Source organism: Sulfurimonas sp., from assembly GCF_028713515.1.
GTDB lineage: Bacteria > Campylobacterota > Campylobacteria > Campylobacterales > Sulfurimonadaceae > Sulfurimonas.
This window is the reverse complement of record NZ_JAQTOD010000001.1, coordinates 263048-284030: the sequence shown is the minus strand read 5'-3', so window position 1 is coordinate 284030 and position 20983 is coordinate 263048. Positions and strand designations below refer to the sequence as shown.

Sequence of the window (20983 nt, the reverse complement as noted above, 5' to 3'; positions counted from 1 at the left end):
TTTTACTTATCCATCCTAGTAATCTGCTGATGTACTAAAACATTCCCTTCAATTTTATAAACAGTTTCACACCCCTCAATCGTACTCAATCTGTGGGCAATCACTATCAATGTTTTATCATTGCGTATTTTATAGATTTCTTCCATAATTTTCGCTTCAGTATCGGTATCAAGGGCACTAGTCGCTTCATCAAGCACTAAAATCTCAGGATCACTGTAGAGAGTGCGCGCTATTGCTATTCGCTGACGCTGTCCACCGCTTAGTTTTATTCCACCCTCTCCAACATCGGTATCTATTCCATTATGATTTATTTCTAAAAACTCTAAAATATTCGCCTGCTGAAGAGCATCCTTAATTTTGTCTTCATCAAAACTCTTTCCAAAAGCTACATTTTGAGCAACCGTGCCATCAAAAAGGTAGATACTCTGAGGAATGTAACCTATCTTATGTCGCCATGTTTTAATATTATTTTCGTCTAGTGTTACACCATCCACCACAATCGCACCATTTTTTGGACGATAAAGACCCATAATGAGATCAAGAAGGGTAGATTTACCGCTTCCACTCTCACCCACAAAAGCTATCTTTTGGCCTTTTTTTATAACTAGACTTATATTTTTCAATATTGACTTGTTCTCTTCATACTCGAATGAGATACTTCTTAGTTCTATCTGATCGTTAAAATTTATCTCTTCATCTCCTAAATTTTCACTATCATACATGAGGTCATTATGGATAATATCTAATGATTTATGATAAAACATAATCTGATTGTAGCTAGTCATAATTCTGCTTACCGATGGCATAAGCCGATAAAGAGCAAGAATAAACATTGATATAATAGAAAGCATGCCGGAGATATTAGTTTCATACTTATAAACTAAATATGAGATAATAAAAATTATCAGCCCAAATCCAACGGCCTCTAAAAAAAGCCTTGGTACATGCGAGAGGGTTTGGTGTGTGATGTTTGACTTAGCATATACAAGGCTAGCATCGGAAAACTCTTTTAAAATCTCAGAATCATTCAAACTAAGCTTTATGAGTTTAAAATTTCCAAAACTTCGATTTATAATCTCATAAAATCTTTTTTGAATATCCGCTCTTATAGTTCCAGCTTTTTTGATAGTTATTGCAACACTCTTCATCATTAATACAGCATTAAAAAATAGTATGATTGTCAACAAAAGCGTAATTTTATAATTAACATAAAGCATCATTAGATAGATAAAAATAACTATAAAAATTTCACTCATCATAAACAAAACAGCAGAAATAAGATTTGTCAAATTAGCTGCTTCACTTATAATTGATTTTGTAAGTGTAGAGGAGTTTCTTTTTATAAACTCATTATATGGAAGTCCCATATAGTTTTCAAAAAGCCTATAAACTAAAAGATGGTAGCGTCCCTGTGTAAACCTATTTAAAAAATAAAAATAAGCAAGATTTATAAAACTTCTAAATATATAAAAAAGTATTAAAATAGAGCCAAATGAGATGACAAATTTTACATCATTTTTAAAATTAAAAAAATCATATATAAATTTATAATATTGATTTGAGTGAATGATAGTAAAGTCTGTTGCCACTGCAATAAATGGCATGATTACTGATATACCAGCTGTCTCTACAACCGAGATAAATATAGAAAAAAACAGTAGACCAAGTAGAAGTTGCTTATCTCTTTTTGTTAATAGACTTCTTAACTTTTTTATCAACTATAGCCCTCCGTCACAATGTTCTAATACAGATTTGATGTCATAAACAACCTGTTTTTTACTATCAAACTTTAATCCTCTATACTCGTCATGAGCGACCGCCAAAACAACTGCGTCATAGTTGCAAAAATCTACTATACTGTTTTCAACTAGTCTAAATCCATACTCGCGCTCTACCTCTTTAGCATCCGCCCAATAATCACTTGCATCGACTCTGCAACCAAACTCTTTAAGCTCTTTTATCACATCTATAACTTTTGAATTTCTTATATCTGGGCAATTTTCTTTAAAGGTAACTCCTAAAACCAACACTCTTGAGCCCTCTATTTTGTGACCTTTTTTTATCATAAGTTTTATCACCTGATTTGCCACATAAATGCTCATACTATCGTTTAACCTTCTTCCAGCCAATATGATTTCTGGGTTGTAGCCTACCTCTTGGGCTTTATGTGCAAGATAATATGGGTCCACGCCGATACAGTGTCCGCCAACAAGTCCTGGGCGAAATGGCAAAAAATTCCATTTAGTTCCAGCGGCTTTTAAAACTGCATTTGTGTCGATTCCTAGACGGTTAAAAATCATGCTTAGCTCATTCACAAACGCTATATTTATATCTCGCTGGCTATTTTCTATAATCTTTGCAGCTTCTGCTACTTTAATAGTTGGTGCAAGGTGCGTTCCTGCCGTGATAACGCTAGCATAAAGCTCATCTACTCTCTTGCCTATCTCTGGCGTACTTCCTGAAGTAACTTTTAGGATTTTTGTAACCGCATGCTCTTTATCTCCAGGATTAATACGCTCTGGCGAGTAGCCGCAAAAAAAATCTACATTAAATTTCAGTCCGCTAAATTTCTCCAGAACCGGCACACACTCCTCCTCTGTACATCCAGGATAAACAGTTGATTCATATATAACAATATCATCTTTTTTAAGTACGCTTGCAACACTTTTGCTAGCCATCATAAGTGGAGTTAAATCTGGTTTTTTATGTTTATCTATGGGTGTCGGAACGGTTACGATATAGATGTTACACTCTCTGATGTCGTCTATATTTGTAGTAAATGCTATACTATTTGCTAGAGCCTCTTTTACTTGTGCTTCATCTAGCTCCAAAGTTCTATCATATCCACTGCATAACTCATCCACTCTACTTTGGGCTATATCAAAACCAATTACTTTATACTTACTACTAAAAGCATGAGCCAGAGGAAGTCCAACATAACCCAAGCCCACAACACAGATTTTGTCTTTCATACTATTGCTCTCTCCTCTTTGATTTTATACACAACCGCATAAAGCAGTGGTACAAAAATAAGATTTAGCAGAGTTGCCCAAGCGATTCCAAACCCGAGCGATACCGCCATTGGCTGAAGTATAATCGCCTGACCAGAGGCAAAAAATATGAGTGTAAAGAGTCCAAGAATAGTGGTTAAAGATGTCAAAATAACAGGTCTAAGTCTAGTTTGAGCCATCTGCATCAACTCCTCTGTATTTTTTGCATCTCCTATGAAGCTTACAACCAAAAGTCCATCATTCACAACAACTCCTGCCAAACCAATTATTCCTATCATTCCTGGTATACTCAAGTTAATGCCCATCAAGATATGACCAACTAAAACTCCAACCAAAACAAGAGGTATAACGCTGATGATTATAAGTGGCTTTTTTATAGAATCAAAAAGCCAAATAAGGGTGATAAAAATTAAAAATATTGCAATTAGTGCTGATTGCATCAACTCTCTTTTGTTTTTATTGTTCTCTTTCTCTTCGCCTTTTATCTCTATTTTATAACCATCTTTTTTAAGCTCCTCAAGTATCGAGTTTAGTTTTTCAATTGCTTCTGATGAAGTTATAATCTTTTTATCAAGAGATGCCATAACGCTTTTTTCTCTAACTCCATTCTCTTTTTTAAGCTCAACAAACCCCTGAACCATAACAAAATCGCAAATATCTTTAACCAAAACAAACTGATCTGTTGATGGAATCTGAACCTCAACTCTATTTATAGAATCAATTTTTTCATTTATATGGCTCTCAATTTTTATACGAACAATCCCACTGCTATTGAACATTTTTCCCTGCTCACCCTTAAGGTAGTAAGACCTAAGCTCCCTAGAGATAAGCTCTTCATTGAATCCGAGCTGCTGTCCATATTCGTTTACTCTAAGTTTTAGCTCTTTTTCTCCTAAAATTGAATCATCCGAGATATTGTTAACTCCATTTATTGAGCCTAGCACATTTTCTAATTTTTTTACTCCACCAACCATCTTTTTCTCATCTACGCCACTCAAACTTATCTCAATATCTGAAGAGACTATTCCAGCTCCTGGAACTCTTACGACAAGCTCTTCATAAACCAAACTTCCATCTTTTTTTATCTCTTTAAATGGTTTTACTATTTTTTCTATATCTGATGCTATGCTTTTTGCATCTCTTTGTCTCTTTAGAAGATCCTTGTTGTACTCTATTGAGAGATATGGATTTATATACTTATCAAAAAAGTTATCAGGTGCTCTCTCTTTTAAATCAACAAATATATGAAAAAGATGATTGCCAGCCTCGGCTTCATTTTTTGCATCAAGTCTAAAACCAACAATAGAAGTTATAGAGGATACATCATCTCCTTTTATATTTTCTAGTAGTTTTTTCTCCAGTGCTGTAACTATTGCTTCTGTATCTTTTAGCTCATTGTTTATATTTACTTTTCCATAGACATAAACTTGCGTTGTATCAAACTCGGGGAAGAGTTGGAATTTGGAGTTTTTCAGAAGCATGAATGTTGAAAAGAAAATTGTAGAGACAATCACTATAAGAGATATCCACTTCTTTTTAAACACAAAATGCAATACCTTGTTGTGCAAAAAACCCATTTTTTTCCATACTTTTTTTGTGAAACTGCCCTCTTTTGAGACCTTTAAAAAATCATGCGCGTGAAGTGGTAGAAAATAAAATGCTTCAAATAGGGATGAAAGAAGAAGAACAGTTATCATAATGGGGATTATTTTTATAAACATCCCCATTTCACCACTCAAAAGAAGCATTGGCAAAAATGCAAAAATCGTCGTCAGCGTAGATGCTACGACCGCTGGAAACATCTCTATCGCGCCCACAATTGTCGCCTCTCTTTTATCCATTCCATTTTCTAAGTGTCTATAAATATTCTCAGCAACAACTATTGCTTCATCGACTAGCATCCCAAGGGCGACAAGTGTGCCAAGCAGAGAAAGCATATTTAAACTATCATTCATAAGCTCTGTCGCAATAAGCCCTATCATAAGACTAACTGGGATTCCAAGTGCAACAACAACAGCGATTCCACGATTTATGAGGATTAGCATAGAGAGAAAAACAAGGATAAGACCAAAAACTATATTTGAAAAAACTGTATTTAGGCGATTTTTTATCCAGATTGATGTGTCTGTATATATCTCATACTTTAATTCTGGATACTGTTTTGATTTTGCCTTTAAAACTTCTCTTATCTCTTTAACAAGTGCTATAGCGTTTCCGTCTTTGGATTTTGAAACATTAAGAGATATATTTCTCATGCCATTATAGTGAGAGAGTTCCGACTCATCACTAAGTCTAAAAGAAACATCCGCAATATCGCCTATCCTAACTCTTGCATCTCCCACACCAATCACTGTATCTTCTACACTTTTTTTATCTTTTTCACCATTAAATGTTGATATATAAAGGTGTGAACCTCGCTCTTTTATTGTTCCAATTGGAAATATTGAACTAATGTTTTTTAAAGATGCAACCACCAAAGAGGGCTGAAGTCCAAGAGCTAAAACTTTTTGTTCATTTATCCCAAACACAAGCTCAACATCAGCGTCACCGCGAATAGTTATCTCATTTAACTCTTTAAACTTGCTAAGCTCACTCTTTAGCTCTTCTGCTTTTTCTAGAAGTTCTTCTTTACTTTTATCCCCAGCTAGCGCAATTAAAATAAGTGGAAAACTGTTTAATTTTATCTTTGCGACAGGTTCATTCATGTCGGATGGCAAATCTTTTCTTACTTTGGTTATTGCATGATTTACATCATTTAAAACATTGATATTTTGTGAACCTGGTTTTATCTCTGCCACAATAGAAAAAGAGCCATTTTTGATGGTTGATTTTACTTTGCTTAACTCATTTATATTTTGAAGATCATCCTCTATAGTTTTTACAACCATCCTATCCAAGATATCAGCAGAAGCACCAGAGTATCCACCCGTAACGATTATTTTGTCCATGCTCATGGGTGGAAATATCTCTTTTGGAACATTTATATATGCAAACACCGAGAGGACAACCACAAAAAGAAGAAGTATATGATTTAGTAGTGGCTTATCTATTGCAAACTCTAAAAAGCGGCGAAGCATCTGTTACCTTTAAAAAAGTGGGTCTATTATCTGGTTTTTAAACCTAATCGACTCTACTGAACTACTAATTAGCCTATTTTCCTCTTTAAGTCCGTCGTACTCGCCCTTTAGTTTAGCTACATCTCTGCTTATAAAGTATATCTGTTGCTGTATATATATCTTTGGAAACAGCACAACTAGCACAAACAAAATCGAGAACAAAACATACGCTAGAAATTTTTTATCTAGCATCATCTTAGGGTTTATGGCTTCATCAATCTCTTCAAGCAAATCTGCTTTATCATTTGCTTCCAACTGCTCTATCTCATCACTCATTTTTGGCTTTCCATATTAAAAACTCTCATCTTCGCACTTCTACTTCTTGGATTTTGCTTTAGTTCATCATCTTGCGCCATTATTGGCTTTTTTGTCAATATTTTACCCAATGAATAATTATTTGCGCACAAACATCTCATCGCTTCTGGTGGACAGATACAATTTTCCTTCCATTTTGTAAAAGTATTTTTAACAACTCTATCTTCAAGCGAGTGAAAAGAGATAATTGCTATCTTTGCATTTGAGAATTTTGCCTCTTTTATACTTTCTAGAAGTGACTCCAACTCGCCGAGTTCATTGTTAACCTCTATACGAATTGCCTGCATCAAAAGTGTTGCAGGATGGATTCTTTTATCTTTTGGTAGCATCGGCGAAAGTGCATCACTCAACTCTTTTGCGGAACTAAATGGGCGATTAAGAGCTATAAAAGATGCAATTTTTTTGTAGTTTCTAAGTTCTCCATACTCCCAAATCACTCTCTCTAGCTCTTTTGTAGAATAATCATTTACAACACTCATGGCACTTAGCGGAGCATCTCTGTCCATTCTCATATCTAGATTATCACTCTCGTATGAAAAACCTCTATCTTTTTGATCTAATTGAAGAGATGAGACTCCAATATCAGCCAAAACTCCCCTAATATTGCCAACTCCGCACTCTTTAATAATATCTTTTATGACTGAGGAAAAACGACCTTTTCTTATCTCCGCCCTATCACCGTACTTTTTCAGTCTGTTTGTGGAGAAATCTATTGCAGTTTGGTCTTGGTCTATGCCAATAAGTTTAATATGTGGATTTGCCTCTAAAATCATAGAGGAGTGCCCGCCATAACCCATAGTACAATCAATAATAATTCCACTTTTTACATCACTGAAATTTTCCAAAACTTCACGATACAAAACTGGGATATGGGGAACATCTTGCATAAAACCTACTGTATTATATTTGACATCATTATACATTAGAGTTCTTTTATCAGCTATGAAAAAAAGATTATTAGGTTTGTAAAATTTGAATTTTTACAGTATTATAAAAAAAAGGATTTCAAATGGGATTTATAAATAATTTTTTTACGGAAATAGTAGCGGTCGTAGCGGTTGTTATAGTAGTGACAATTTATGTAGTCACTAAAAAAAGTAAAAGCAACTCAGAGATAACTCAAAATGAAACAGCAGAAGAGAGTGATAACAAAACCAACAAAATACAAAGCGTAGTGGCAGAGGAAAAAATAGTTCCTCAAAAAAAGATAGATGCACCAAAAATAGCTATAGATAGAAAAAAAAGAGCCTTGTTGCCACACGAAAAAATAACAAAAGATGATTTTTCTATATTTAAAAACATAAGAATTTTAGTGGCCGAAGATAATGTCATAAACCAAAAAGTGCTAACTGGAATTTTAGGTGGCTCTGGTATGGATATTGTCATAGCAAATGATGGGCAAGAGGCACTGGATATGCTAGAAAATGATACTAATTTTGCATTGATTTTAATGGATGCACACATGCCTGTACTAGATGGTTTTCAAGCAACAAGACTCATAAGACAAAACCCAAAATATGAGCATATTCCAGTCATCGCACTAAGTGGTGATACTGCGGCTGATGACATAAGAAACATGTTAAATGCCGGCATGGAAGCACATCTTGAAAAACCAATAAGGATGGACTCGTTGTATGATGTGCTTTTCGTCTACTCTTCTGGCAACGAGTCAAAGCTGGCGCAAGATAGTGATTTGGAGTTTGATAGCGAAAAGGGATTAGAGATATCTGGAAATGACAAAGATTTCTATATAGAGATACTAGATGAATTTATACTCAAATATTCTGATTCTGCTTCAGAAATTCAAAGACTCCTAGCAACTGCAAACAGTGCTGGTGCAGATAAACTACTTTTAGATATATCTGGAATAGCAGCAAATATCGGTGCCGATAATCTGTATGGCATCACTATCACACTAAAGCAGAGTATAATAAATCCAACCGATTTAGAGTACATCACAAACCTAAAAAATTATCAAAGAGCTTTAATAAAAGTTTGCGACGCCATTAAAGAGTATAAATTAAATGCTTAACATTAATATAGTTTATTTTTGTGATATTAAAGGAGTGCAACTAGCTTCTATTTAGTGCTTTTTTAACATGCTCATCAGCCATTGTGATATTCCACTCTGGCTCCCACACCAAATCAATCTCAACTTCTTTTATGTTTGCCATCTTTAAAACAGCCTCTTTTACCCATTGTTGGATTAGTTGATGCATAGGGCACGCTTTTGTTGATAGTGTCATTTTTACATACACTTTACCATCATCATCGCATGAAGCGTCATATATAAGTCCCATCTCTACAAGATTAAAACCAACTTCTGGGTCGATCACGGTTGAAATAGCTAAAAATAGCTCCTCTTTTGAATACATCTTAACTCCTATTTATAATTTATCATATAAAAAATACTTCTCACAAAAGCAGCAGCGCCTATTAGTAAAAACGAAGCACCTGCTTTTATGAGCATGTCATCTTTTAGTAGTATCGCAACAGCAACAACCACAACTCCAACCCCACAAAAAAGAACTTGAGCAGATGAACTTTTTTTTGGGAGCATATCTGCAAGCATAGGCACTTTTTGTTTTCCGACAAGCGGGGAAAATCTCTCAAACCAGACTAAAAATGGGACAATTTTGTATATATGTCCAGTAATTGCAAAACCAAAAAAACCAAAAAACATTAACCATCCAGCGCCAAGCAATAATGGCTCATACCCAACAATCAAATAGAGTGTCGCTAAAGCCAGAGAAGCAAGCATTGAAAAATAGGCAATTATAAGTGATTTTGCATATATATCTATCTCTTTTCTAGCTCTTGTTTTGTAGATAATCTGTACCAAATAAAAGTAGATAAGAAGGGCAGCAGTTGCTAGTAAATATCCAAAATACTCAAACAAAACAGAGTTTGTAAATGAAGAGAGTATAACAAAAAGCACCGCTGCACTCATCATACCAATAGCAATTTTAAGTGGTTTCAGGGAAAACCCATGAGATAGTCCAAACATTGGTAAAAGCACAATAGAAAGCCCCATAAGCGTAATGGTTACATATCCGCCGATTACAGAAAAAACATGGCTTCTAAGAAGTGCGCTTATATTCAAATTGATGATTCCAGCGTATGAGAGCGCCATTAAAAGTCCAAAAATTATCCCAATTAACAAGAAAATATTTGCAATTAAAACACTACTCATTATGATATTTAGTTTTAGAACTTTTTTTATTGTTAAAAATATCTCAACTATAAATATCATAATAGCAATCAAAACAGTAACGCCACCAAAAGGTAAAAGCATAGGGTAGCTCACAAAACCAAGCACCATCAAAAGAGTACCTATCATAAGAAGTGGCCAAATAGCGTAAAAAAGCTCCACTCCAAAGTGCCCAACTTCAAGTACAACTGGCACTAGTTGCGCCATTGCTCCAAAGATAATCATCATCACAAAGCCAAGTAAAAATAGATGCACAAAACCTAAAACAGCACCACTAAGCATTGTTATATTTTCACCAGTTATAAAAAATAGAAACAAAACAGAGAAAAGATAAAAAATACTCCCTATTATAAAAAATGGGGAAATTAGCTTAAATGGCGGTGCAAAATCTTGTGAGATTGAAAACATCTGATTTTAGTGTTTTATGCTATCAAGATTTGAAGTTGTTGTTGAAGTGCTGTTGCTAGAAAAAGTAACTTTAACTAAACCATCTTCTGTATTTTGCATCTCATGAGAGATATCATCCCCAAGTTTTGCAAGCAGACCACCAGGAGCTTTATGGTTAATCATAACAAGCTTATCACTAGTTCCACCAATCAGTTTAAGTCCACAAACAGCGTTTACCATCGGATCTGGCGGACCACATTTTGAAGTATCGAAATAGTAAGTACTCTGTCCATCTTTTTCTAATTTAAAAAAATCAACAGTTGCTCCAACTACTTCTATTTTTAGAGCATCATTTGGAATATTTGACATATAAAAATCCTTTTTACTGATATTACACACTAAAGTGAACAAGCCACCTTTGGCGGGAGGGACTCTTCGTCCATACCAACCCCCTAAAACTACAAAAAAATGAGTTTTTCGAGAACTACAAGACACCTTCCAACTTTTTCACAAAAGTATATAATATCAATTTTAATATTAAGTATTATATTTAAGATATTTATCAGTATCGTTGATTTGTATCAACAATTTGTCACTTTATCTTATCTGTCCGCTTCCGTAAATTTTGAATTTGTAAGTAGTTAAACCCTCAATCCCCATAGGTCCTCTTGCATGAAGCTTGTTTGTGCTAATACCAACTTCAGCGCCAAATCCAAACGCTCCTCCATCTGTAAAACGAGTAGAGGCATTTACATACACAACTGCCGAATCTATCGCGTTTAAAAATCTCTCTGCGGTTGTGATATCCTCTGTTATAATCGCCTCTGAGTGACCTGAACCAAATCTTACAATATGCTCTATCGCGCCCTCAACACCATCAACTACTTTTATATTTAGTATATTTGCTAGATACTCCGTGTCATAATCTTCATCGGTAGCATTCTGCACATCAATAATTGCCTGAGTATTAGCACACCCTTTTAGCTGGGTATGAGCTTTGTCAAACTCTTGTTTTAGTTTTGGCAACGCATCTTTTGCAATTACGCTATCGACCAAAAGTGTCTCCATGGCGTTACAAACTCCAGGTCTCTGAACTTTTGCATTTATGGCAATTTTTATGGCATTTTCTAGTTTTGCATCCTTGTCTATGTAGGTATGACACTGACCTTTATCATGCTTTACAACACTAACGGTGGCATTACTGCACACATACTTTATAAGCTCCGCACCACCTCTTGGGATAATTAAATCCACATATTTATCCATCTTTATAAGCTTTGCGACACCCTCTCTTGAGGAGTCTGGAATCAAAGAGATAAGAGCCTCTGGTAAAGAATTTTTTCTAAGAACCGTGCGTAAAATTTCTGCGATTGCCTCATTTGAGTTTTGTGCCTCTTTACCGCCCTTTAAAACACAAACATTTGAGCTTTTAAAACATAACGCCGCCGTATCACTTGTTACATTTGGGCGAGACTCATAGATGATTCCTACAACCCCAATTGGGATAGAGACTTTCTCAATCTTTAGTCCATCTTCAGTAACCCAGCCATCAATTATCCGTCCAACAGGCTCTTTTAGTGATGCTATCTCCTCAACAGCTACCGCCATTGCTTCTACTCTTTTCTCATCCAAAAGCAGTCTATCTTTTAATGCTGAAGTTAGTCTATTTACCTCGGCATCTCTCATATCAAGAGCATTTGCCTCAAGCAGACTCATCGTGTTTGCTCTTAGAGAGTTTGCCATTTCTCTTAAGATTCTATTTTTATCATGACCGCTAATTGTTAATAAAATTCTACTTGCTTTTTTTGCTTCGTCTAAAAATTTTTCCATAAAAACACCTTTTTTTTCAATAGCGTTATACTACCACAGCTGGGTAGTAATACATTTTAAAACACCGCTTGGCTACTTACTACCACCATAAAATTCAAGTCTGTCATAGTCAATGATATTTTCAGGTTCCAGTGCAAAAACATCATTTGAGTACGAAATATTGCTATTATTGCTCATGCCACTTATATACTCAATCATATAGTTTAGATTTTCAAGATTGAAGTATCTTTTTTTATTACTTTTATAAATCTCATCAATTCTACTATTTTTGACGCTGCTATATATAACAAAAGGAACATCATACTCATCTTTAAACGCTGGAAGAAAGCCATGGCCGTTTTGCTTGGCATTTATTACCTCTCCATGGTCTGAAACATAGATAAAGAGTATCTTTTTATCTGGGAATTTATCTCTGAAATATGTAAAAATGTTTTGCAAAACATAGTCCGTATAGTAGATACTGTTATCATACTCTTGAATTATGTTGGTTGGGTTTTTAAATAAAATATTTTTATCATCATATCTGTCTGTATAATCAGAATGAGAACCCATCAGATGTATTAGATAAATCTCTTTTGAAGAATTGTCCTTGATTCCATCTAAATAAGATAGCACCGCTTCATCTGATTTTGCGCTTGAAAACTCTAAATTTTCGACATATCGCACATCGGCTTCTTGAACCATAGAGGCGATAGAGGTATCATGTTTTCCAGCCAAACCTTGGTTTGAAATCCAATATGATTTGTATCCATGCAAGTTAAAATCACCAATAATTGACCTTGAGTGTATAAATGGTTCTGAGAAATCATGGACGGTTGCTTTGGTATGAAGAATCGGTACAGAGTATCTTGTCTGGTTTGTTGGCGCAATAGCGTTAAAGACGAACAGACTCTTTTTAGATTTTAAAAGAGATAGAAATGGGGTTGTGTCTTCATTGTAACCATAGATTGACATGTGGTGTTTGTTTGCGGATTCGCCTTGAATGATGACAACTTTATCATAAACCAAACTGCTATTTTTATCATAAACTTTTGCCATACCCTCAAGATAATCTGTTCTTGTTTTATAAAACTCACTATAACCTTTTAGCTCTATGTATTCTGCTGGAATATTAAAGGGTTCTTGATTTTTAATGGGATTAAAATAGTAACCAAACGCCACGATGACCGAAGTTGATGCTATAAAACTTAAAAATCTTATAACTTTAAAAGAGTGCTTGTAGTGAACTAAAAATCTATACAACAATCCCAATATAAAAATAGTATAAATAACCAACAGCGCATCTCTATAATCTACATATGACTTTAAATATTCTAAAGTTTCATACATAGGAGAGACCATGGAAACCGCCATTCTTGGCTCTATGCTTGTATTAAAATATCCCCAGTGGATAAAAATATGTCCAATAACTATGTTTGTCAGATTGATATAGATTATAAATATAGAAAAAAGCAGTTTGTTAAATTTTGAAATCAAAATAGTAGTAAACAAGACGGCAAATAAAAATAGAAGATGAGTTGAGTCATACGGCGCAGAAGCGATACTTTGCGGGATTATTGTTAAAGTAGCTATCAAATAACTAAGATATATATATTGTCTATTTTGCCCTATCTCTTTTTTAATTTTTCGTATCAATTAATTCCCTTTGACTTAGATGCATATACTTTTTAGTTTAGCAAAATGCTATACTACCATAAAAAATAGGGGCATTTTATGGAAACTATTACTTTTATTGGAAATGGAAATATGGCACTAAGCATCGCAAAAGGGCTTAGTGGTAAATATGATATTGAGGTTGTTGGAAGAAACTTAGATAAACTGAGCGAGTTTGAAAATGAGCTTGGTACAAAAATAGAAAAATCACTTATTTACAACTATGACACGCAAGGCAAAACTATTATTTTATGTATAAAACCTGCAAATTTAGAAGAGGTAGCAAAAGCAGTGAAGGGAAAAGCTAAGGTTATCTTTTCTGTTTTGGCTGGTACATCCATAGAAAAAATAAAACATAGTCTTAATCCAGATGCTGTAGTCAGAGCTATGCCAAATCTAGCCGCTAGTGTTGCAAAATCTATGACAACACTCACAGGCGATGAGGCTTTTAAGGAGGAAGCGCAAGGGCTACTTAACTCTGTTGGTCAGACTCTTTGGGTTGCAAGTGAGAAAGAGATAGACATTGCAACAGCGCTCGCAGGAAGCGGTCCCGCTTACCTATGTCTAATAGCTGAAGCATTAGCTGATGGAGCCGTAAAACAAGGGATGAGAAGAGATGATGCGATGATTATAATGCGTGGTCTATTTAGTGGTTTTGGTGAGCTTATCCAAGTCATCCACCCTGCTCTACTAAAAGATGGTGTTATGAGTCCAGGCGGGACGACTGCAGCTGGATATAGCGCACTCGAAGATGGAAATGTTAGAGCTTCTTGCATTAACGCCATTGAGAGAGCCTATAAAAAAGCGAAAGAGCTATAATCGATATTTTAAGATATCTTATAGTCTGCTTCTATTCACCTTTATGCCGCCAAATCCTAGTGCATAAATTATATCAACCGTGTTTATCTTATCAAAGTTATCAATAACTAATCTTTTAAGATATTCTCTCTCGGACTCCTCTGCTTTAAGAAAGCTAAGAGCAAATTTTCCTTTTTTATCAACTACTAATGAAGTTATATCTTTATCTAGATTTACATACTTCATTAAGTCTTTCATATCCGTTTCCATTATTGCATCCATTAACGAAAACATACCAGCAAGGTAAGCTTTATCTTTATCAAGCAACAAGGCATCAGCTTCCATACGCTCTGCTCTCTTGGTAGCCATTTTTAGTATGATCTCTGATGCTGGGTTGTTTGATAGTTCAGAATAGACATAGACCATTAGCCACCTCAGCAACTTATCACGACCTAGCATGGTAATAATCTGGGTAATAGATTCGACTCTCTCAACAACTTTGCCCTGGTTGTTTAAAAATCTTAAAAGCTTGTATGATAGTTCAGGTCGTTGTTTAATATAAGCCTCTATTTCAGATGTCTCACCATCTCCCCTAATCAGCTTAATAAGATGCAAAATTATAATTTGAGTAGATTCTTTATATCGGTTAATCTCCAAAACTTCAGGCATATCAAGATAGTAGCCTTGAAATAGATCAAAACCCATTTTAGCATATTCATCATATGCCATCTTGGTCTCTATTTTTTCTGCAAGAAGTTTTATGCCCATCTGCTTTAGTCTTGAGATGACATTTCTTAGGTTTTCAGGTTCACTTTCCATTACATCTATTTTTATAAAATGAATATATTTTAAAATTGGGAGAAATTTCTTAATCATCTCACCGCTACAATCAAAATCATCAATAGCTATCTTAAACCCTCTATAGTGATACTGTTTTATTTTGTTAATTACTTTTGCAGTCAAATCTACTGTTTCCAAGAGCTCTAAAACAAATCTCTCTTTATTTAGAACATCTACAGCATCCGATAGTAAAATCTCTTCATCTATATTTACAAATCCAATTCCATCTATACCAAGCAGCTCGTTAGTGCTTATGTTTGTCAATGAATTGATTATTACATGTGAAGTTGCTTTTATATTTGTTGGAAAATCTTTAATCCCATGTGCGTAATCTCTAAACAGCAACTCATGGGCATAAACTTTGCCAACCTTATCAAATATTTTTTGTCGAGCTATAAAGACATTATTCACGGCGTATCCATTTACTGTTTTTTATGGTTTTGTAACTTATAAAAATTTTAATATCTCTTTTTCAATATCCTCTTTTTCTATGATTGTGCTTTGAGCTATCTTTTTGCTAAATAACTCTTTTATCATAGATGGAATCTCTAATTTCGCCTCTTTTGAGATAGACTCTAACGCCACAATATCCTCTGCATCAACCTCGCCAGTGAGTGCATTGGCAATAACTGGAGAAAACTTTGTCCACTCAGCCGTAGAGTATGCTATGGTTTTTATCTCTGGGTTTGAACATGTCTCGTAAGACTTTAAACATGTTGCGGTGTGTGGGTCTAAAAGATAGTTATAATTGTAAAACATCTCTTTTATGTACTTTTTACCCTCTTCCCCATTACAAAAATCAGCATCAAAACACTCTCTGAGTTTTGTAAGTTCATCACTGTTTAACTCATAAAAATCATCTGCTTCAAGGTTTTGCATCAACTCTTTTGTTCTTTCAAATCCAAACATATCATACAAAATTCTCTCGACATTTGATGATCTTAGTATGTCCATAGCAGGCGAAGTCGTACTCACAACCTTGCAATCCCTTAAATCATACTTTCCTGTTTTTATAAGTTTTGTTAAAACATTGTTCTCGTTTGAAGAGATAATTATTTTCTCAACAAAAAGCCCCATTTTCCACGCATAGTAAGCTCCAAGAGCGTTTCCAAAGTTTCCACTAGGAACATTTAGATAAACTTTTTCACCCATTTTTATACCATCTTGACGGACAAGTTCTAAGTAGCTGTGGATATGATAGATAATTTGAAAAATAATGCGTCCAAAGTTTACAGAGTTTGCAGCTGAGAGAAGTATATTTTTCTCTTTTAAGGCCGACTTGAATTGACTAGAAGCTAAAAGCTTTTTAAGCGCATTTTGAGCATCGTCAAAAACGCCATTTATTCCAATCACTTTTAGGTTTTTAGCATCTTCTGTAACCATTTGAAGTCTCTGAACATCACTAGTTCCGCCATCAGGATACAAACAAGCCACTTGTACATTTGCACGGTTTTTAAAAGTCTCTAATGCCGCTGGACCTGTATCACCACTTGTTGCAGCTAAGATAAGATAGTTCTCGTTTCTCTTTTGAGCAATCGATGATAAAACCACGCCAAAAGGCTGAAGAGCCATATCTTTAAAAGCGCGGGTCGGCCCATGGTAAAGTTCACTAACAAAAAAATTCTCTTTTACTTTTACGACAGGTACAGGGTTTGATGGAGTGTCAAACTCATCGTAAAGATTAAGCGCCTCTTTTATAACGCTAGGTTCTATGTCTATCTCAAATCGCGAGAGCATATCAAATGCTAACTCTTTATATGAAGAATCTAGATGTTTGCTTAAAAATTCTTCACCTAGTTTTGGTAAATTCTCTGGCACATAAAGACCACCAAAAGAAGCAATTGGACTTAAAATTGCCTCAGAAAATGTAACACTCTTTGCTCTGTTTTTATCGCATCCGCGAGTTTGAATAAAGTTCATAATATCTCAACCTAAATTTTTTTTGAAAGTATACCAAACTATCGAAAAAGATTAACTGGGTTTAGGTGGAATGATTTTTGAGTGGCTGAAAAAATCAACTCTTGCTCAATTCGTCCTATTGTATAGCCCTGTCTTATTTTTTTACCTTTTACAATATCTGGAGATATTTGAGATAAGTTTGCATATATTGTGTGAAGACCATTGTCGTGCTCAACAATTACTATATAGTTTAAAACCGCTGTTTTGGCTGCATATATTACTTTTCCATTTAAGACTGTTTGGATTTTTGTATCTCTACTACCTGATTTCATTGTGATGGATTCATTAAATGTCTTGATACCATAAATTGGATCTGTATAGTTACCAAACGATTTTGTTATTGTGTATGACTCAAACGGTGGAATTGTTTTTTCACCATCATATTTTTTTGTCTCAACGCTTGCGTAACTGTTACCATGTTTTTTTACATCTGGAAGTTTTGCTTCTCTTGAAGATGGCGATGGAGCACTAAATGCTTCTTTAATTTTTGCATCTTCTGCTGCTTTTTTTATCTCATCTATTTTTATAATATTTAACTGCGCCAAAGTTCTCTTTAACTCATCTTGCTTACGAATCAACATCTCAAGCTCTCTTTTGTAAGAAGACTCTGCAACTGTTAATTTTTTCAGTGACTCTTCATTTTTGGCTTTAATGTTTACCAAATCTTTTCTTTTTGCATCAATACTTGCTATGGAGGCTTCCAAAGAGTTAGTTTGCACACTCAATGAACTTATATTTTTAGAATTTGATTGAAGCTTTTCATTTAACTCTTCAATCTTCGACTTTGAATTTTTCAACATAATTTTTAGTACTTCAGACTCCATAAGTGACTCTTTTGTAGCAGAATATTTCTCCTCAAGTATCATAGAGAGTGAAACGCTCTGTGCTATTGTAAAAACAAGATCTTCTTCTAAAATATCCCCATTTTTTTTAAGCGCATCTTGAGTACTTTTTAACTCTTTAAGTCGCTTTTTGTTCTCTTCGTAGCTGCTTTCTTTTGTTGATAACTCATCTTTTATAATTGTTAAGTGTTTTTGCTGCATACTTATCTCATTTTTATGTTTTGAGACCTCTATTGCGTTTTGTTCCATTTTTTTGTTAATCTCTTCATAACTTCTGCCATAAGAACTTAACTCTGAACTTGTGTGCTTTATCTTGTTGTCGATACTTGTTTTTGCATCCAAAAGCAGCAGTATGGACATCAAACAGAGAGAGAGTCGAATCATACTTCTTCTTTATGACCAAAAACAATCAATGATGCCAAAACTATAGAGATAGAGACAGAAACACCGAGCATAATTAGAGAGTCTTCTAGCGGATTAAATATCATAACCTCTATCCCAATATTTTTAAGCTGATCAAGCACCCACCATGAGTTTGATATATATATAAAAATTCCAAACGATACTGCACTCGCTATAAGAGCATCCACTACCGCAAGTCTAAAAAGTACCATAGAGCGAAGCCAAAGAGCTGCCCCAAAAAGACCCATGATATTCATTCTCTCGTTGTGTTTATACTGCCAAATCCTAAGCTCTTTAAATATAAGAAGGAGCGTCACAATTAGTACAACGATAGCAAAGACAGAAACAACATATTTAAATAGAAGAAGAAGCTTATAGGTAGAATCATGGCTATATGAAAAATTTTCAACTTTAACGATTGAGCTATTTTTTAACAGATCATTTGTTAGTTTATTTACCTCATCTGTACTCGGATAGTAAGCTAGGATTAGTTTATAAAATTTTGGCAGAGTAAGTTTAAGCAGCTCAATATTTCTACTTTTTATTCCGCTGTTTAATCTTTTTATGACATCATCTGGAGAGAGCTCTTCACTACTTGTAATAATCTTATTTATTTTTAGAAAATTAGCATTAGATAATGTTTTTTGACTAACAACAATAACAGAGTAGTTAGATGCTAGATTTTTATTATACGCTTCTATGGATCTATTCACAACCATAAAAATTTGAATTGAAAAGAGGATACTTAAAAGTGCGATTATAAGCGAGAGATGATTTCTAATTGATTTCACTAATGCCTCCAAGCTCTATATGAAGATGCTTGTAACTAACATTTAAGGTCTGAGGAATATTGTGTGTGACAACAACAATTGTAGTGTTTAGTTGTTGATTTGCACCCTCTAAAAGCTTCCATATAAGTTCTGATGAGTACTCATCAAGATTTCCCGTTGGCTCATCCGCTAAAATAAGCATTGGATTGTGTGAGAGCGCTCTAGCCATTGCGGCTCTTTGCTGTTCCCCGCCACTTAACTCAAGTGGAAACTTTCCACTTTGATGATTAAGTCTAACATGCTTCAAAAGTTTCTCTACCTGATCTTCAGCGACACTTTTGGCATACCCATTAATGATAAGTGGAAGCATAATATTTTTATCCACAGTCCACTCTTTTACAAGCTTGTAATCTTGAAAAACTATGCCAACATGTCGTCTTAAAAAATTTAATTTATGACGAGAAATACCATTTAGTTCTACCCCACCAACAATCAAACTACCATGCTTCGGACTAAGTGCGCCATAAAGTGATTTTAATAGCGTTGATTTTCCACTGCCACTAGCCCCAGTTATAAAAACGAAACTACCAGAAGCGATGGAGAAATTTATTTTATTGATTATAGTTTCATTGCTTGAGTACGACAACGACAAATCACTTGCCACAATAACCTTATCCATGAAGAGCCTCATTTAACAATTTATGTGCCATCAAGTTACTTTTTGATTTAAGTGGAAGTGATGGGAAGTAACTTACACTATCCTTTTTTACTATAACAAAAAGATTTTCAGGTTTATCAAAACTGCCCATAGAGACACGGAACATCAAACCATCATTCATCCTGTAAGCTCTCTCAAAGTGCATAAATCCTCCATCAAATCTTTTTGTTTGACCGTAAAGCTTGATTGTCTCATCACCTAAAAGCTTTTCATTGGAAAAATTAAAATCGCCATTTATAGATAGTTCTGGGGATAATTCTTGATTTATCATAGTAATATCATAAATATTTTTCTCCATTTTTCTCCATCTATCTTCATACTTAGACACAATAGCAATATCCTTGTTTTTATTTATATGAAGTGATGTTTTATTAAAATTTATAAAAGTCTCATAAGAGTAGGCGTAATACTCTTCACTGTCAGTTCTTAGCTCAAGCTGTCCATCAACTTTTAGCACTCTATTTACCTCTTCAATAAAACTAGTTGAAATAACTCTTCTATGAGGCTTTTTCTCCCATGGAACAGGAAAGTGAACAAATATTTTTCCCACAATATTTGAAGGAATCAGCTCCATAAAAAGTCTTGCATCATAATCAAGTATTAGTAAGTTTTGTATATTTTGAATTGCAATCTGTTTTAAAACTTGCTCGATTGATTGTCTGTGAATCTCAATGCCAATAAATAGTATGTCTGGATTTTGAACAACCTGATGCAACAAATGCCTACCAGAGCCAAAACCAACCTCAATTTGAAGCTCTTTATCGTATGAAAAATTGGATGCAAAGTACTCTATACTCTTTAGAGCACTTACTGTCTCAAGATGAATATTTTTCTGATTATCTGGCACATTTGAACTTAGTGTCTCAAGCTCTGCTAATTTTGCATAAGCTAGCAGTGCTTTATGCACATTATAGATAGAAGCAGGTCTTGTAGTCTTGTCAGACTTCAAAAGCACTCTACTCTCTTCTTCTCTAACAAGTAAGAAGAAATTATCATTCTCCACACTAACAGAGATCAGTTTTTCCTCTTTATGTGTTATGTTATCTGCGCTAAAATGGAAAGAAACACCATCTTTGCTGTTTGGATACTCTATCTCTTTAAACTTGGCTATATGTAGATGTGGCATAAATT

18 protein-coding genes are annotated in these 20983 nt (G+C 34.6%); 2 read left to right on the top strand and 16 right to left on the bottom strand.

Features of this window, described 5'->3' with window-relative positions:
- Positions 1-2 precede the first annotated feature (2 nt).
- From PHV22_RS01435 to rsmH, 5 genes are read right to left on the bottom strand one after another with little or no spacing between them, the layout of a single operon-like run.
- Positions 3-1718, bottom strand: coding sequence for an ATP-binding cassette domain-containing protein (locus tag PHV22_RS01435; RefSeq protein WP_295021369.1), 1716 nt, complete (start codon positions 1716-1718; stop codon positions 3-5).
- Positions 1719-2972, bottom strand: a complete 1254-nt coding sequence (locus PHV22_RS01430) for a nucleotide sugar dehydrogenase (RefSeq protein ID WP_295021371.1) — start codon at positions 2970-2972, stop codon at positions 1719-1721.
- Positions 2969-6088, bottom strand: coding sequence for an efflux RND transporter permease subunit (locus tag PHV22_RS01425; RefSeq protein ID WP_295021373.1), 3120 nt, complete (start codon positions 6086-6088; stop codon positions 2969-2971). The genes PHV22_RS01430 and PHV22_RS01425 overlap by 4 nt, the downstream gene beginning before the upstream one ends.
- 9 nt (positions 6089-6097) lie before the next feature.
- Positions 6098-6403, bottom strand: coding sequence for a hypothetical protein (locus tag PHV22_RS01420; RefSeq protein WP_295021375.1), 306 nt, complete (start codon positions 6401-6403; stop codon positions 6098-6100).
- On the bottom strand, positions 6400-7329 hold the full coding sequence (gene rsmH, locus PHV22_RS01415; RefSeq protein ID WP_299945894.1) for a 16S rRNA (cytosine(1402)-N(4))-methyltransferase RsmH: 930 nt from the start codon (positions 7327-7329) through the stop codon (positions 6400-6402). Before rsmH ends, PHV22_RS01420 begins: the two co-directional genes overlap by 4 nt.
- Positions 7330-7451: 122 nt before the next feature.
- On the opposite strand from rsmH, the gene PHV22_RS01410 reads away from it, so the two are divergent.
- Positions 7452-8474 carry a hybrid sensor histidine kinase/response regulator gene (locus PHV22_RS01410; protein ID WP_299945260.1) on the top strand — a complete coding sequence of 341 codons (1023 nt, stop codon included), beginning with the start codon at positions 7452-7454 and terminating at the stop codon, positions 8472-8474.
- A 40-nt stretch (positions 8475-8514) separates the two neighbouring features.
- On the opposite strand, the gene PHV22_RS01405 is transcribed toward PHV22_RS01410, so the two are convergent.
- From PHV22_RS01405 to PHV22_RS01385, 5 genes are all read right to left on the bottom strand, one after another.
- The gene (locus PHV22_RS01405; protein ID WP_295021379.1) at positions 8515-8817 is read right to left on the bottom strand and encodes an iron-sulfur cluster assembly protein; all 303 of its coding nucleotides are present in this window, start codon (positions 8815-8817) and stop codon (positions 8515-8517) included.
- 8 nt (positions 8818-8825) lie between these two features.
- Positions 8826-10061, bottom strand: a complete 1236-nt coding sequence (locus PHV22_RS01400) for an MFS transporter (protein WP_299945256.1) — start codon at positions 10059-10061, stop codon at positions 8826-8828.
- 6 nt (positions 10062-10067) lie between these two features.
- A complete protein-coding gene (locus tag PHV22_RS01395) occupies positions 10068-10409 on the bottom strand; it encodes a hypothetical protein (protein ID WP_295021382.1) in 342 nt (113 codons plus the stop codon).
- A gap of 228 nt (positions 10410-10637) precedes the next feature.
- The gene (locus tag PHV22_RS01390; RefSeq protein ID WP_295021384.1) at positions 10638-11870 is read right to left on the bottom strand and encodes a glutamate-5-semialdehyde dehydrogenase; all 1233 of its coding nucleotides are present in this window, start codon (positions 11868-11870) and stop codon (positions 10638-10640) included.
- A gap of 72 nt (positions 11871-11942) precedes the next feature.
- The gene (locus tag PHV22_RS01385) at positions 11943-13505 is read right to left on the bottom strand and encodes a phosphoethanolamine transferase (RefSeq protein ID WP_295021386.1); all 1563 of its coding nucleotides are present in this window, start codon (positions 13503-13505) and stop codon (positions 11943-11945) included.
- Positions 13506-13583: 78 nt separating this feature from the next.
- Here PHV22_RS01385 and PHV22_RS01380 point away from each other — a divergent pair, with 78 nt between their 5' ends.
- A complete protein-coding gene (locus PHV22_RS01380; RefSeq protein ID WP_295021388.1) occupies positions 13584-14342 on the top strand; it encodes a pyrroline-5-carboxylate reductase in 759 nt (252 codons plus the stop codon).
- Between the two features lie 18 nt (positions 14343-14360).
- On the opposite strand, the gene PHV22_RS01375 is transcribed toward PHV22_RS01380, so the two are convergent.
- From PHV22_RS01375 to trmB, 6 genes are read right to left on the bottom strand one after another with little or no spacing between them, the layout of a single operon-like run.
- A complete protein-coding gene (locus PHV22_RS01375) occupies positions 14361-15572 on the bottom strand; it encodes an EAL domain-containing protein (RefSeq protein ID WP_295021389.1) in 1212 nt (403 codons plus the stop codon).
- Between the two features lie 36 nt (positions 15573-15608).
- On the bottom strand, positions 15609-17081 hold the full coding sequence (gene thrC / locus PHV22_RS01370; protein WP_299945250.1) for a threonine synthase: 1473 nt from the start codon (positions 17079-17081) through the stop codon (positions 15609-15611).
- A gap of 38 nt (positions 17082-17119) precedes the next feature.
- Positions 17120-18346, bottom strand: coding sequence for a peptidoglycan DD-metalloendopeptidase family protein (locus PHV22_RS01365; RefSeq protein WP_299945247.1), 1227 nt, complete (start codon positions 18344-18346; stop codon positions 17120-17122).
- Positions 18343-19155 carry a cell division protein FtsX gene (locus PHV22_RS01360; RefSeq protein WP_295021394.1) on the bottom strand — a complete coding sequence of 271 codons (813 nt, stop codon included), beginning with the start codon at positions 19153-19155 and terminating at the stop codon, positions 18343-18345. Before PHV22_RS01360 ends, PHV22_RS01365 begins: the two co-directional genes overlap by 4 nt.
- Positions 19142-19813: a cell division ATP-binding protein FtsE gene (locus PHV22_RS01355; protein WP_295021396.1), complete on the bottom strand. Its 672-nt coding sequence runs from the start codon at positions 19811-19813 to the stop codon at positions 19142-19144. The genes PHV22_RS01360 and PHV22_RS01355 overlap by 14 nt, the downstream gene beginning before the upstream one ends.
- Positions 19806-20978: a tRNA (guanosine(46)-N7)-methyltransferase TrmB gene (gene trmB / locus PHV22_RS01350; RefSeq protein WP_299945243.1), complete on the bottom strand. Its 1173-nt coding sequence runs from the start codon at positions 20976-20978 to the stop codon at positions 19806-19808. Before trmB ends, PHV22_RS01355 begins: the two co-directional genes overlap by 8 nt.
- Positions 20979-20983 lie beyond the last annotated feature (5 nt).

What these genes read in the sequence shown, in the direction of transcription:
- PHV22_RS01430 (WP_295021371.1), bottom strand. Translation starts at nt 2,972, where the DNA reads ATGAAAGACAAAATCTGTGTTGTGGGCTTGGGTTATGTTGGACTTCCT.
- PHV22_RS01425 (WP_295021373.1), bottom strand. Translation starts at nt 6,088, where the DNA reads ATGCTTCGCCGCTTTTTAGAGTTTGCAATAGATAAGCCACTACTAAAT.
- PHV22_RS01420 (WP_295021375.1), bottom strand. Translation starts at nt 6,403, where the DNA reads ATGAGTGATGAGATAGAGCAGTTGGAAGCAAATGATAAAGCAGATTTG.
- rsmH (WP_299945894.1), bottom strand. Translation starts at nt 7,329, where the DNA reads ATGCAAGATGTTCCCCATATCCCAGTTTTGTATCGTGAAGTTTTGGAA.
- PHV22_RS01410 (WP_299945260.1), top strand. Translation starts at nt 7,452, where the DNA reads ATGGGATTTATAAATAATTTTTTTACGGAAATAGTAGCGGTCGTAGCG.
- PHV22_RS01405 (WP_295021379.1), bottom strand. Translation starts at nt 8,817, where the DNA reads ATGTATTCAAAAGAGGAGCTATTTTTAGCTATTTCAACCGTGATCGAC.
- PHV22_RS01400 (WP_299945256.1), bottom strand. Translation starts at nt 10,061, where the DNA reads ATGTTTTCAATCTCACAAGATTTTGCACCGCCATTTAAGCTAATTTCC.
- PHV22_RS01395 (WP_295021382.1), bottom strand. Translation starts at nt 10,409, where the DNA reads ATGTCAAATATTCCAAATGATGCTCTAAAAATAGAAGTAGTTGGAGCA.
- PHV22_RS01390 (WP_295021384.1), bottom strand. Translation starts at nt 11,870, where the DNA reads ATGGAAAAATTTTTAGACGAAGCAAAAAAAGCAAGTAGAATTTTATTA.
- PHV22_RS01380 (WP_295021388.1), top strand. Translation starts at nt 13,584, where the DNA reads ATGGAAACTATTACTTTTATTGGAAATGGAAATATGGCACTAAGCATC.
- thrC (WP_299945250.1), bottom strand. Translation starts at nt 17,081, where the DNA reads ATGAACTTTATTCAAACTCGCGGATGCGATAAAAACAGAGCAAAGAGT.
- PHV22_RS01365 (WP_299945247.1), bottom strand. Translation starts at nt 18,346, where the DNA reads ATGATTCGACTCTCTCTCTGTTTGATGTCCATACTGCTGCTTTTGGAT.
- PHV22_RS01355 (WP_295021396.1), bottom strand. Translation starts at nt 19,813, where the DNA reads ATGGATAAGGTTATTGTGGCAAGTGATTTGTCGTTGTCGTACTCAAGC.
- trmB (WP_299945243.1), bottom strand. Translation starts at nt 20,978, where the DNA reads ATGCCACATCTACATATAGCCAAGTTTAAAGAGATAGAGTATCCAAAC.